Raw genomic sequence first — 12,597 nt, forward strand, 5'->3', positions numbered from 1 at the left:
GAACCGCCGTCACGTTTCCCGCTTGGCCATATTTTCAAGCGGGGCACCATGAGCTTTTCATTTTCGGAACTCGACTTCCTCAAACCGGAGCTCGGGGCGGAATATATTGGTTCAGGCACCCACTTCGCCGTCTTCTCGGCCCATGCGGAACAGATCGAACTTTGTCTCTTCTCTCCCGACGGAAAGGAAGAGATCGCGCGGCTGCCGTTGCCGAAACGCGAGGGCGACATCTGGTCGGGCTATATCGCCGGCGTCGGCCCTGGCACGGTCTACGGTTATCGCGCCCATGGGCCCTATGACCCGCAGGCCGGTCATCGCTTCAATCCGAACAAGCTCTTGCTCGATCCCTATGCCAAGCAGGTAACGGGCGACCTCAAATGGGACGACGCGCTGTTCGGCTACCGGATCGGCGAGGACGATCTTTCCTTCGATGACCGCGACAGTGCGCCCTTCACGGTCAAGAGCGTGGTGCAGGATCCGGATTTCGACTGGGCCGGTGAAGAGGCGATCCGCCGCCCCTGGCCCGACACTATCATCTACGAGGCGCATGTGCGTGGCCTGACGATGACGCATCCGAAGGTGCCGGAGCGGCTGCGCGGCACTTTTCTCGGCATGTGCAGCGATCCGATCATCGACCATCTCGTCAAGCTCGGCATCTCGGCGATCGAGCTCCTGCCGATCCAGTATTTCCTCGACGATCGTTATCTCCTTGAGAAGAACCTTCGCAACTACTGGGGCTACCAGACGCTCGGCTTCTTCGCGCCGCAATCGCGCTACATGTCCGGCGACAAGATCACCGAAATCAAGACCATGGTGAAGAAGTTCCATGCCGCCGGCATCGAGGTGATCATGGACGTGGTCTACAACCACACCGCCGAAGGCAGCGAGAAGGGGCCGACCTTGTCCTTCCGCGGCCTCGACAATGCGAGCTATTATATCCTTTCCCCCGATGATCCCCGCCACACCTTCGACACCACAGGCACCGGCAATACGTTGAACGTCGCCCATCCGATGGTGATGCGCATGGTGCTCGACAGCCTGCGCTATTGGGTCGGGGTCATGCATATCGACGGGTTCCGCTTCGATCTCGCCAGTACGCTCGGCCGGCAGGATCTGGAATTCGACCGTCAGGGTCTGTTCTTCGGCGCCATAAGACAGGATCCGATCCTGGCCGGGGTGAAGCTGATCGCCGAACCCTGGGATATCGGCGAAGGCGGATATCAGGTCGGCGGTTTCCCGCATCCTTTCCGCGAGTGGAACGACAAGTTCCGCGACGACGTGCGCCGTTTCTGGAAGGGCGACGGCGGCATGGTGTCGGAACTGGCGGCGCGGATCACCGGCTCGGCGCTGCAGTTCAACCATTCGGACCGGGGGGCGACCTCCTCGATCAATCTCCTGTCGGCCCATGACGGCTTCACCCTGATGGACACCGTCTCCTTCGACGGCAAGCACAACGAGGCGAACGGCGAGGACAACCGGGACGGCCATTCGGACAATCATTCCGACAATATGGGCACCGAGGGCGCCACCGATAACGCCGATATCAACGCGGCGCGGGCACGGCGGCGGCGCAATATGATGGCGACGCTGATGCTTTCCCAGGGCGTGCCGATGATCCTGGCCGGCGACGAGCTCGGCAACAGCCAGGGCGGCAACAACAACGCCTATTGCCAGGACAACGAGATCGGCTGGACCGGTTGGGACGGCCTCGATGATCCCTTCCTCGATTTCTGCCGGCAGGCCGTCGCCTTCCGCAAGGCCCATCCGGTCCTCAGGCAGGAGCGGTTCCTGACCGGCGAGGTGAGCGAGGACGGGCGCATCGAGATCGCCTGGTACAAGCCGGACGGCAGTTTTATGGACGACGGGGCCTGGAACGACGACGGGCTGCAAGTGCTCGGCGTCTACCTCTCGAAAAGCGCGCATGCGCCGGATACCGAGGCGATGGACGACCTCTTCCTGGTCTTCAACGCCGGCGGTGACTGCGAAGTTCATCTGCCTGTCGTGAACGGCCTGAAAAAGTGGTCCCGGGTTCTCGACACCGGGGCGGAGACCGGCGCCTTCGATGTGCACGATCAGGACAATCCCTTCATGGTCTACACCCAGAGCCTGGCCGTGTTTGCGCCGAAAGGACAGACCCAGCCGCCGGAGGGGGCGACGAAGGCCCAGCGCCGCCGGTGGTTCCAGTTTGGTCGCCGCGGCAAATAGCAGGTCGTCAACAGCATGAATGCCGAAGCCATCACCGATCTTGGCCTCATCTATGTCAGCGATACCGAACCGGGCATCCGCAGACGAAGGAAAGGCAAGGGCTTCAGCTATGTGATGCCTGATGGCACGACGCTTGCCGATGAGTTGCAGCGGGCGCGCATCGGCGCGCTCGGCCTGCCGCCGGCCTATGAGAATGTCTGGATCTGTCTCTACGAGAACGGTCATCTCCAGGCGACCGGCATCGATGCGCGCGGGCGCAAGCAATACCGTTATCACAAGGAGTGGCAATCCTTCCGCAGCGCCGGAAAATTCCACCAGCTGATCGAATTCGGCCGGGCATTGCCGAAGATCCGCCGCACCGTGCTGCGCCATCTCGATACCGGTGCGGAGGATGTCAAGGGCGTGCTGGCGGCTTTGACGACGCTGCTCGACGAGGCGCATCTGCGGGTCGGCAATCAGGCCTATGTCAGGGAGAACGGCACCTATGGCGCAACGACGCTGTTGAAGCGGCACCTGAAGATCGTCGACGGACGGATCGAGCTGAAGTTCCGCGCCAAGGGCGGCAAGCGCGTCCAGCGCAGCCTCAAGCATCCCAGGCTGCAGAAGATCCTGGAAGAGATTGCCGATCTGCCCGGCCGCCAGCTCTTCGTCTGGAAGGATGAAGGCGGGGCGCTGAAACCGGTCGATTCCGGCCGGCTGAATGCCTATCTGGCCGAGATATCGGGCATTCCGATCTCCGCCAAGACGTTTCGTACCTGGGCCGGATCGCTGGCGGCCTTCGGCATGGCGCGCGAAAGAATTGTCGGCGGCGGCCGGCCGACGGTCAAGGAAATGTCGGAGGCGGCGGCCGAGGCGCTGCACAATACGCCGGCAATTTCACGCTCGAGCTACATCCATCCGGCGATCATCGCGCTCGCCGGCAATGACCATCCTGTGATCGAGGGTCGCAACGAGCCGCTGCGGGGCTTGCGGGCGGAAGAAAACAGGCTACTTGATTTCCTGACACGCGAGATCGAGGAATGAGCGCTGCAAACCCGCCGACGTCGGACGTATCCCTGACCCATCCCGACCGGCTTTACTGGCCGGACGAGGGTGTGACCAAGCAGAAGCTGGCGGATTATTACGCCGCTGTCTGGCGTTTCATGGCCCCTTATCTCGTCAACCGGCCGTTGGCGCTGTTGCGCCTGCCGGACGGCATTAAAAGCCACCAGCGGTTTTTCCAGAAACACGGCTGGAAAGGTATGAATTCCCATATCGAGGAGATCGCCGACCCTGAGGACGCGGACGGCGGGAAACTGCTGCGCATTTCCGATTTCGACGGGCTTGTCGCGCTGGTGCAATCGGCCGCACTTGAAATTCACCCCTGGGGCACGACGACCGATCATTGGGAAACACCCGATATGATCATCATGGATCTCGATCCCGGCGAGGACGTGGCCTGGAGCGCGGTGACATCGGCAGCGCTTGACGTAAAGGCGCGGCTGGAAGCCCGCGGGCTTGCCGCCTTCGTCAAGACCTCCGGTGGCAAGGGGCTGCATGTGGTGGCGCCGCTTGCGCCGAAGGCCGGCTGGGCCGAGGTGAAGGATTTCGCCCATACGCTTGCCGAAAGCATGTCGGCCGACGCGCCGGAGAAATATCTGGCAACGGCGACGAAGGCAAAACGCGGTGGGCATATCTATATCGATTATCTCCGCAACGGCCGCGGCAGCACGGCGGTCGCGCCCTATTCGACGCGGGCGCGGCCCGGTGCGCCGGTGTCGATGCCGCTCGATTGGTCCGAGCTGAAGGAACTCAGCGGTCCGGCCGCCTTCGCTCTCGCCAATGTGCCGCAGCGGCTGGAGACCAGGCCGCGCGATCCCTGGGGTGATTTCTTCGAGGCGGCCGTGCCGCTGCCGTGAATGGCCCGCTCATTCCGTGCTGTCGAGCTCGGGATAATGTCTGAAAATCCCTTCCTCGTTGAAGGCGAGGCGGCGAGGGGAGGCCAGATAGCGAGTGATGTTCGGCCGCTCTGCCACCGCAGCATGCAGGGTCAGCAGAGCAGGATAATCGGCCTTGCGTTTGGCCATGGCCTTCGGAAAGGCATAGGTCAGGCCTTCGATCACCTGGAAGAGCGAAAGGTCGACATAGGTCAGCGCGTCGCCGACGATATGGCCGGAACCAGCAGGGTTCTGCCGCAGCACACGCTCGAAATAGCCGAGGTACTTCGGAATGCGCTGGCTGATAAAGGCGGCCGAGCGGGCCTTCGCCTCCTGCTTCTGCTCCTCGTAATATCGCCCCATGTCGATCGGGTGATGCGTGTCGTGCACCTCGGCGACGAAATCGGTGATGGTGAGCTGCAGGCCGTTGGCGACATGTCGAAGGCCCTCATCCCTGGGCGCGAGCCCCAGCCGCGGGCCGAGATAAAACAGGATGTTGGCGACATGCGGGACAATCAGATCGCCATCCTTCAGGAAGGGCGGCGCGAAGGGGATGTACGGTTCGCTTTCGCTTTTGATAATGTCGAACATGGCGCCGGTGCCTCGGCCGGGGTCACGGGTAATGTCGACGTAATCGGCGCCGGCCTCTTCCAGTGCAAGCCGGACGAATTCGCCGCGACCCTGGATGCCGTCCCAGTAATAAAGCTCATAGGTCATCTCAGCTTAATCCTTCGGTTTACGACCGAAGTCTTTTCGCAGTTCGTCCTTGGCTTCTTCAAGGGTGGCCCGCCGTTTTTTCGTCAATTGGTCGCCGGCGCGGTTGATGTAGAAGGTCAGCATCGACATGGCCGCGCGAAACGGACTCGACTTGCGGCGATGGCTCTCCTCGGCCGAATGCTTGACCGAGCGGGCAATCTTCTTCGGATCGTCCGATTTGAACACACCTTCCTTCAGATCCATTGCGTCGCTGTGTTCGGTGACATCCTGCGACCATTTCTTCTTCGATTTGGCCATGGCGAAATCCTTTTGCCGGATACGGGCGGCGCAGGCCGCCGCCGTTTCCGCCATCCTTAGTGGTGGCTGTGGTGCTCGTTGCGTTTGCGCGTCGCTGCCGCCTTCTTGGCCGAGGCGGACCGCTCCTCTTTCGAGCGCGCCGCCGATGCAGCGCCGCCGGCGCGTCCGCCCTTTTCTGAGGATTCATGGGTATCCTTCTTGCCGCGGCCGGATCCGGATTTGTTGCCGCCGCCGCTTTCCTTGTTGACCGTCGCCCAGGCACGCCGTTCAGCTTCCTTCTCGGAAACGCCGCGATCCTCGTAGCTTTCCTCGATATGCTCGGCCTTGCGCTTCTGCTTGTCGGTATAGTCGGATTTGTCTCCTCGCGGCATCTTCGCCTCCTGTGTTTGCAACGCGATGCAATGCGTTTTGAAGCCAATCCAACCGGCGCGGAGCGCAAAAGTTCCCTCGGATTCATGGCCCCGGATTTCGGAACAAAAGCCGGTTTTGTCAGGTTTTCGAAGAGAAAGCCTGCCTGAGCCTGATAGAGCAAGGAGCCGAGAACATGGAAAAACACCTCGTCAAAGCCGATGGAACCGGCATGATCGACGTGAACGGCCAGGTCTCGCCGGTCACCTATACCGTCAGCTTCAAGGAGGGAATGGGCCATTCCTATGAGGTCGATATCCGCCTGATGGCGCCGCGCGACTGGCTGCTGCAGAGGGGTTTCAACCGTGATGCCGTGCTGGTCAGCCAGAGCGGCGCGCGTATTCCCATTTATCACGATGGTGCCAACCATCACGTCGGCGCAAACCGCCACGATGGTGCCAACCATCACGATGACGGTCATCACGGCGGTGGCCGCCTGGATCCTGCCGAAGCGATTTCGATCGAACTGACGGCGCGCGACGACAGCTGCACCAACGAGGCTGATCTGATGGGCAAATATCCGGAGTTCGACAGTTTTAGAGCCTTTCCTGGTTAGATTGAAGCATTCTGCCGGAGCAGGTTTTCGTCAGGGCAGAGGCGATTGGCGATGGGCATACCCGTTGGTACGTCCGAGCCGATCGCCTCTGATCCTGGCGGAAACATGCCCGGCCCTTCGGCCGCACCGCTTCGCTATGGCGAAGCGATCAGTGCGTCCGGCGCTTCCCAAGTCTTGCAGATTTGCCAGGCAACTCTGCGGGAGGGTTGGCGGAAACGGGCCGCCTGATCGACCGGCCGGCTTGGCCGTAGAGCCGGGCTACGACGCGCGCCGGCCGGTCGACCATCCGCCTCCGTTTGAGCCAACAGAATGCTTCAATCTAACCAGGAAAGGCTCTAAAGCCGCTGCTGCAGGGCGGTCTTGACGGCCCGGTCGAGCGCGGCGCTGTCGAAAGGTTTCGTCAGTAGCACCGAGCCGGAGAAATGATTGGCGTCGGGCAGATCGCTGTCGCCCGTGGCAAAGACCAGACCGACCGAGGGAAGCACTTCCCGCGCTCTGGCGGCAAAGGCCGAACCCGACATGCCGGGCAGGCCGACATCGACGACGACGATGTCGACGATGGTATGGCCAAGAATATCCGCGCCCTGTTCGCCGCTCTCGGCCTCGATGACGTCATAGCCGAGATCCTGCAGGATCTCTGCAGTATCCATGCGGATGAAGGCGTCGTCTTCGACGAGCAGCAGCTTCAGCTTTCCGGCAGTCTCGGCATGTCTTGGATCGGGAGGTGTTGAATGGGGCGCGGCGGCATCGGCTGCCGCTCGGCCGCCCTGCGGCCGGTTGGTGAGCACGTGGCGGATCTTGCGGGCCAGCTCCTCGCGCGTATAGGGCTTGGAGAGCAGCTCCAGCCCGGGATCGAGCCTGCCGCCATGGACGATCGAGTCTTCCGTATAGCCGGAGGTGTAGAGCACGGCGATGTCGGGAAGACGCGCGCGCGCCATGCGCACAAGTTCCGGGCTCTTCAACGGGCCGGGCATGACGACATCGGTAAAGAGCAGGTCGATATGGGCGCCGCTCTCGATCACCGTCAGCGCGCTTTGCGCATCCTTGGCCTTCAAGACGTAATAGCCGAGATCCGACAGCATCTCGATAACAGTGCTGCGAACACCCTCGTCATCCTCGGCGACAAGGATGGTTTCGGTCCCGCCGGTTGCCGGCACGGTGTCGGCGGCGCTGACGTGATCCTCGCTGCGGAACGAACGGGCGAGATAGAGCTTGATGGTCGTGCCTTCGCCGGCCTGGCTGTAGATCTTTACGTGGCCGCCGGACTGCTTGACGAAGCCGTAGACCATCGACAGGCCGAGACCGGTGCCCTTGCCTTCCGGTTTCGTCGAGAAAAAGGGCTCGAAGGCCTGCTCCTTCACCTCCTCGGTCATGCCGGAGCCGGTATCGGTGACCGCGAGCACGACATATTGGCCGGCCTTCACTTCAGGATGGGTGCGGCTGTAGGAATCGTCGAGGAAGGCGTTGCCGACCTCGATCGTCAACCTACCGGCGCCATTCATCGCGTCGCGCGAATTGATCGCAAGGTTGAGCAGGGCGTTCTCGATCTGGAGTGGATCGGCGAAGGTGTTCCAGAGGCCGCCGGCGACGACGGTCTCGACTTCGATCTCCTCCCCGAGCGCGCGGCGCAGCATATCGTCCATACCGGTGACGAGACGGCCGATATTGATGACCTTCGGTTCCAGCGGCTGGCGGCGGCCGAAGGCGAGCAGCTGGCTAGCCAGCCGCGAACCACGTTCGACGGCGACGAGCGCATTGGCAATGCGCTCCTTGGCCCGGCCGCTTTCCGCCACGTCCTTGCCGAGAAGCTGCAGATTGCCCGAGATGACCTGCAGCAGATTGTTGAAGTCATGGGCGACGCCGCCGGTGAGCTTGCCGATCGATTCCATCTTCTGCGCCTGCTGGAGCGCCGCTTCGGCCTGCTGGCGATCGGCGATCTCGGCTGCGACGCGGACTTCGAGCATTTCGTTGAGTTTGCGCAGCTGATCTTCCATGTCGCGGCGATGGTCGATTTCGACCGTGGCGGCCCGGAAGAGCCGAATATTGTCGATCGCCACGGCCGACTGGCTGGCGAGGCTGACGAGGCTTGCCTCTGCCGCCTGGGAAAAACGGCCGGGTTCGCCGTGGCCGAAGAACAGGCCGCCGATGACGCTGCCGTCGCGCGATTTCACCGGCACGGCAAGATAGCTCCTGACCGGCAGATGCCCCTTCGGCATGCCGGAATGCGGCGCGTTCTGCCCGTAGCGCGGGTCGAGCAGGATGTTGTCGGAGCGTACGATGCCTTCGCCGCCGAAGGTCGGCGCGAAGACCTTGGTATTGCGCGGCATCGGGAACTTTTCGAAGTTCTTCCGGTCGACGCCCGAGAGCGCGTAAAGCATATAGCTGCCACCCTCGCCATCGTCGACATTGTAGAAGAAGGCGCCGAATTCGGCGCCGGTGAGCGTCACGCCGGCATCGACGACAATCTGTGTCAGGCGTTCGACGTCCGGCTCGACGGTGATCGCCGCACCCGCCCGATTGACGACGGCAAGCGCCTCCGACTTGGTGCGCAGCTCTTCCAGCGCCAGCTTCTCGCCGCGTTTGGCCGCCACCTGGTCGGTGACGTCGAGGGTCGCGCAGAGGATGCCGGCGATGGTGCCGTCATCGTCGCGCAACGGCGTATAGGAAAAGGTGAACCAGGTGTCCTCGGTGCGGCCGTCGCGGCGCATCGGAATGAGCAGCTCTTCGAAGAGCTGCGGGCTGCCGCTGAGCGTGCTCGCCACGATCGGCGAGAATTGCTCCCAGATATCCGCCCAGACTTCACGGAAAGGTCTTCCGAGTGCGGCGGGATGCCGCTCGGGGAAAACGGGAACATAGGCGTCATTGTAGAGAAAGGCGAGATCGGGACCCCAGGCGACGAATTTCGGCTGGCGCGAATTCAAAACCATTTCGGCGATATGCTTGAGAGAAGCAGGCCAGCTTTCAACCGGTCCGAGACCGACGGCGTCAAAGGCCGGATGCCGCAGCAATTCGCCGATTTCACCGCCGCCTCTCGGCCAGCCGTTGCCGAAGCTTCGCATCCAAAACGCTTTCTTGTCGCCCGCCGCGCCGGTGTAGGCGCCAGCAATTGAAAGTCCTGCAGCCCCCTTCGCACGTCTGAAAGAGGCGCGGCTGCAGGGGTTCAGCTCGTCCAACCGTCAAGATAGCGGCTTGAAAGGGCAGGGAAAGGGTCGTGTCGAAATATCATTAACCGCTGGCAGTTCAACCTTTTGCAGCGGTGACGCGGGCCATCTTCGAGCGGTTATTTTCGGTAGAATTTTTGCGACGCTGCGAGGGCGCGGCCAATGTCGAAGGAGGGCAGTTGCAGCGGCCTGCGGGGATCGCGGAAAACCAGTCCGACGAGCTTGTCGACGACAAGGATCAATCCGAGGGCGAGACCGAGATAGAGCAGCGCGGCGACGAGCAGGAGCGAGATCTCCATATCTCATGCGACCACGGTGAAGGCGCGGCCGCAGGCTGCGGAAACGGGCAAGGCAAGGATCACGGCAGGGCCGTCGGCCATGATAATTTCCCCCGTTTCGCCGCAAACAGCCCTGGTAGGGGCGTGTTCCCGACGATCGGGCGAGAGGTCAGCTTCTGGAAGCCTCAAAGCTTGCAGCGTCATCCGGCCTCTGTTCACCCCCGCATGGAATAGCCCACCTCCGAACCTTCATAAAACACAACTAATTCAGGCATATGACAAAGAAAGGCCGAAGGGCGTCGCGACGACGCCCTTTGATTGAAGTGTTCGGTATGCCGTGTTTCAGGACGCCGTCTTGCGGCTCGCAGTCCGCTTGGGCGCCGGCGTGACGACGCCGTTCGTCTTGGCGCCGGTTGCAGTACTCTTCGGGGCCGTTACGGCGCGCTTGGCCTTGGGCTTGGCTTCCTTGCCGTTGGACGAGGCAGCAGAGCCTTCGAGCGCTTCGCGCTCGTGGCGTGCCTGTTCCCAATGAATGGAATCTCGCCCTGTCGGATAGCCCTCTTCTTCCCAGAGGGCGTATGCACGTTTCTTGATCCACTCTTCCCGAGTTTCTGCCATCGCTGATCTCCAGTCACATAATGCCGTCGTTCGAACGCGATACTGCCCGGATGGTTCCAGAGGAGGGCCGCTGTTTCAAGCGAAATCGGCCTACAACCCTAAATATTTCGCGTCGCAGCATATCAGGGTTGAGAATCGGCATTCACCGAGACTGAAATTCCGCCGCCTTGTGCAGATCTGACACGAACGCCTGGCGCTGTTGGTGGTTCTCCTTCTCGTCACGGATGCGCAGGAGAAAGGAAGGATGGATGGTGACGAGAACGGGCGGATGGTTCCTCGGCTGCAGGATATGGCCGCGCTCCGGCGTCAGTTTCGCCTTCGGTCCAAGCAGTGCGTAGAGCGCGCTGGCGCCCAGCGCCACGACGAGCTTCGGCTGCAGGATGTTGAGTTCGGCGCCGAGCCACCAGGCGCAACGGCGGATCTCGCCGGCATTGGGTTTGGCATGCAGGCGCCGTTTGCCGCGCGGTGTGAACTTGAAGTGCTTGACCGCATTGGTGACGTAGCAGCGCCCGCGATCGAGACCGGCTTCTTCGAGACAGTGATCGAGCAGACGGCCGGCGGGGCCGACAAAAGGCCTGCCGGCGATATCTTCCCGGTCGCCCGGTTGCTCCCCGACAAGTACGATCTCGGCCTTGTCCGAGCCTTCGCCGAAGACGATCTGCGTGGCGTTCCTGTAGAGGTCACAGCGGGTGCAGCCTTCGGCCTGATGGCGCAGTTTGGCAATGCTGTCCGCATCCGCGACTTCGAGCGTCAAGGCCGGGCCGAGGTTTGCGGCGATATTCATGGTCGCGATCCTCGTTTCCTCGGGATCAATCGCTCGCAGCGGGGATTGTTCCGGCTGCCGAGCCGGCGCCGCCGGCGAAGAATGGCAACGCGCGAGAAATTTCGCGCCATGGGAGAGAGCTGGCGCAATTGAACGCCGCCGTTTCGCGGCTATATTGGCCAGCGATGTTCTATCTTCTGTCGACCTATTGGCCGCATATCCTCTTTGTCGTTTCGGTCGCCATGGGGGCCGCGGCGGCGATCCATGCTGCCATGACCAAGGAGGAAGTGCGCGCCGCGATCGGCTGGGTCGGCGTCATCATCCTGTCTCCGATCGTCGGCGCGCTGCTTTATGCGATTGCCGGCATCAACCGCATCCGCCGCAAATCGCTGAGCATTCGCCGCGACGCCCTGCTGCTTGCGCCCGGGATGAACGAGCTGGAGACGTTCGACGCCGAGGCCGAGACGGTCATCAGCCAGTTCGGCCGCCGCTTTGCGGCGCTGCAGACGCTGGGCGACCGGGTGACCCGCAACCCGCTGACCTCGGGCAATGCGATCGACATGCTGGAGACCGGCGACGAGGCCTATGCGGCGATGAAATCAGCCATCGACGAGGCGAGCCGCAGCATCCTGCTGGAAACCTATATTTTCGACCGCGACGCGATCGGATTGCGCATCGCCGACGCGCTGATTGCGGCGGTCAAGCGCGGCGTTGCGGTGCGGGTGCTGATCGATGCGGTCGGCGCGCGTTATTCGGTGCCAAGCATTCTCGGCTATCTCAAGGAGGGTGGCGTCACCGTCGCCGTCTTCAACGGCAACGTCATCATGGGCTTGCGGCTGCCCTATGCCAATCTGCGCACCCACCGCAAGATCCTGATCGCCGACGGCCGTATTGCGCTGACCGGCGGGATGAATATCAGGGCGGGCTTCAGCGAGCAGGAGACGGGCGAAAGCTTCGCCCATGATACGCATTTCAGCGTCACCGGCCCTGTCGTCGCCGACCTCTTCGACCTTGCCGCCGAAGACTGGCGCTTCACCACCGAGGAGCTGTTGAACGGCGAAGCCTGGCGCATCGAACCGCCGCAGCGCAACCCCGGCGATCCCATCCTGATGCGCGTCGTCGCGTCCGGGCCGGATCGCAGCGTCGAAACCAACCACAAGATGCTGATGGGCGCTTTTTCCGTGGCGCGGCAATCGATCCGCATCATGTCGCCCTATTTTCTGCCGGATCGGGAACTGATCAGCGCCCTGGTGACGGCGGCGCGCCGGGGCGTCGAAGTCGATATCATCGTGCCTGACGTCAACAACCTGATGCTGGTCGACCGGGCGATGACGGCGCAATTCGATCAGATTCTCAAGAACTATTGCCGCATCTGGCGCTCGACCGGCAGCTTCAGCCACTCGAAGTTGCTGACGGTCGACGGTACCTGGGCCTATGTCGGCTCTTCCAATCTCGATCCGCGCTCGCTCAGGCTGAATTTCGAGGTTGATCTCGAGGTGCTGAACGAGGGCTTTGCCGCCGAGATCGACGAGCATATCGACGAAACCCTGAAATCGGCGACGCTGGTGACGCTGGAGGGCTTGCGCGCGCGGCCCTTTCCGGTGCGGCTGCTCGAGAAGGTGCTATGGTTGGGATCGCCCTATCTTTGAACGAATTTTATCGTCGGACATGGCAAGTT

The 12,597-nt window shown here is 62.2% G+C and carries 12 protein-coding genes; 5 read left to right on the forward strand and 7 right to left on the reverse strand.

The window, feature by feature from the left end:
- Positions 1-48: 48 nt before the first annotated feature.
- From glgX to ligD, 3 genes are read left to right on the forward strand one after another with little or no spacing between them, the layout of a single operon-like run.
- Complete coding sequence (glgX, locus tag CO655_RS05010) at positions 49-2,205, forward strand: glycogen debranching protein GlgX (RefSeq protein ID WP_097663996.1); 2,157 nt, start codon at positions 49-51, stop codon at positions 2,203-2,205.
- 15 nt (positions 2,206-2,220) lie between these two features.
- The gene (locus CO655_RS05015; protein ID WP_097663997.1) at positions 2,221-3,228 is read left to right on the forward strand and encodes a DNA topoisomerase IB; all 1,008 of its coding nucleotides are present in this window, start codon (positions 2,221-2,223) and stop codon (positions 3,226-3,228) included.
- Entirely contained in the window at positions 3,225-4,103 is an 879-nt protein-coding gene (ligD, locus tag CO655_RS05020) for a non-homologous end-joining DNA ligase (RefSeq protein WP_097663998.1), read from the forward strand. The genes CO655_RS05015 and ligD overlap by 4 nt, the downstream gene beginning before the upstream one ends.
- A gap of 9 nt (positions 4,104-4,112) precedes the next feature.
- Here the strand turns inward: ligD and CO655_RS05025 are convergent, their stop codons facing one another.
- The 3 genes from CO655_RS05025 to CO655_RS05035 are packed head-to-tail and all read right to left on the reverse strand — an operon-like array spanning position 4,113 to position 5,506.
- Complete coding sequence (locus CO655_RS05025) at positions 4,113-4,838, reverse strand: glutathione S-transferase (RefSeq protein ID WP_097663999.1); 726 nt, start codon at positions 4,836-4,838, stop codon at positions 4,113-4,115.
- Between the two features lie 6 nt (positions 4,839-4,844).
- On the reverse strand, positions 4,845-5,135 hold the full coding sequence (locus CO655_RS05030) for a DUF3175 domain-containing protein (RefSeq protein WP_064685727.1): 291 nt from the start codon (positions 5,133-5,135) through the stop codon (positions 4,845-4,847).
- Positions 5,136-5,191: 56 nt separating this feature from the next.
- Positions 5,192-5,506: a hypothetical protein gene (locus CO655_RS05035; protein ID WP_040111419.1), complete on the reverse strand. Its 315-nt coding sequence runs from the start codon at positions 5,504-5,506 to the stop codon at positions 5,192-5,194.
- A gap of 173 nt (positions 5,507-5,679) precedes the next feature.
- On the opposite strand from CO655_RS05035, the gene CO655_RS05040 reads away from it, so the two are divergent.
- Positions 5,680-6,099 carry a hypothetical protein gene (locus tag CO655_RS05040; protein ID WP_097664000.1) on the forward strand — a complete coding sequence of 140 codons (420 nt, stop codon included), beginning with the start codon at positions 5,680-5,682 and terminating at the stop codon, positions 6,097-6,099.
- 335 nt (positions 6,100-6,434) lie between these two features.
- Here the strand turns inward: CO655_RS05040 and CO655_RS05055 are convergent, their stop codons facing one another.
- The 4 genes from CO655_RS05055 to CO655_RS05075 all read right to left on the reverse strand — a co-directional run bounded on the left by CO655_RS05055 (position 6,435) and on the right by CO655_RS05075 (position 10,940).
- Positions 6,435-9,158, reverse strand: coding sequence for a response regulator (locus CO655_RS05055; RefSeq protein WP_097664001.1), 2,724 nt, complete (start codon positions 9,156-9,158; stop codon positions 6,435-6,437).
- 221 nt (positions 9,159-9,379) lie between these two features.
- Positions 9,380-9,559, reverse strand: coding sequence for a hypothetical protein (locus CO655_RS05060; protein ID WP_097606561.1), 180 nt, complete (start codon positions 9,557-9,559; stop codon positions 9,380-9,382).
- Positions 9,560-9,880: 321 nt separating this feature from the next.
- Positions 9,881-10,156, reverse strand: coding sequence for a DUF2934 domain-containing protein (locus CO655_RS05070; RefSeq protein WP_010030922.1), 276 nt, complete (start codon positions 10,154-10,156; stop codon positions 9,881-9,883).
- Positions 10,157-10,298: 142 nt separating this feature from the next.
- Complete coding sequence (locus CO655_RS05075; protein ID WP_097606559.1) at positions 10,299-10,940, reverse strand: UdgX family uracil-DNA binding protein; 642 nt, start codon at positions 10,938-10,940, stop codon at positions 10,299-10,301.
- 164 nt (positions 10,941-11,104) lie between these two features.
- On the opposite strand from CO655_RS05075, the gene CO655_RS05080 reads away from it, so the two are divergent.
- Complete coding sequence (locus CO655_RS05080) at positions 11,105-12,568, forward strand: phosphatidylserine/phosphatidylglycerophosphate/cardiolipin synthase family protein (RefSeq protein WP_097606738.1); 1,464 nt, start codon at positions 11,105-11,107, stop codon at positions 12,566-12,568.
- Positions 12,569-12,597 lie beyond the last annotated feature (29 nt).

It is taken from the genome of Rhizobium sp. M1 (assembly GCF_002531805.1).
Classification (GTDB): Bacteria; Pseudomonadota; Alphaproteobacteria; order Rhizobiales; family Rhizobiaceae; genus Rhizobium; species Rhizobium etli_C.

Coding starts and splice junctions, on each gene's coding strand:
- glgX (WP_097663996.1), top strand. CDS start 49: ATGAGCTTTTCATTTTCGGAACTCGACTTCCTCAAACCGGAGCTCGGG.
- CO655_RS05015 (WP_097663997.1), top strand. CDS start 2,221: ATGAATGCCGAAGCCATCACCGATCTTGGCCTCATCTATGTCAGCGAT.
- ligD (WP_097663998.1), top strand. CDS start 3,225: ATGAGCGCTGCAAACCCGCCGACGTCGGACGTATCCCTGACCCATCCC.
- CO655_RS05025 (WP_097663999.1), bottom strand. CDS start 4,838: ATGACCTATGAGCTTTATTACTGGGACGGCATCCAGGGTCGCGGCGAA.
- CO655_RS05030 (WP_064685727.1), bottom strand. CDS start 5,135: ATGGCCAAATCGAAGAAGAAATGGTCGCAGGATGTCACCGAACACAGC.
- CO655_RS05035 (WP_040111419.1), bottom strand. CDS start 5,506: ATGCCGCGAGGAGACAAATCCGACTATACCGACAAGCAGAAGCGCAAG.
- CO655_RS05040 (WP_097664000.1), top strand. CDS start 5,680: ATGGAAAAACACCTCGTCAAAGCCGATGGAACCGGCATGATCGACGTG.
- CO655_RS05055 (WP_097664001.1), bottom strand. CDS start 9,158: ATGCGAAGCTTCGGCAACGGCTGGCCGAGAGGCGGCGGTGAAATCGGC.
- CO655_RS05060 (WP_097606561.1), bottom strand. CDS start 9,559: ATGGAGATCTCGCTCCTGCTCGTCGCCGCGCTGCTCTATCTCGGTCTC.
- CO655_RS05070 (WP_010030922.1), bottom strand. CDS start 10,156: ATGGCAGAAACTCGGGAAGAGTGGATCAAGAAACGTGCATACGCCCTC.
- CO655_RS05075 (WP_097606559.1), bottom strand. CDS start 10,940: ATGAATATCGCCGCAAACCTCGGCCCGGCCTTGACGCTCGAAGTCGCG.
- CO655_RS05080 (WP_097606738.1), top strand. CDS start 11,105: ATGTTCTATCTTCTGTCGACCTATTGGCCGCATATCCTCTTTGTCGTT.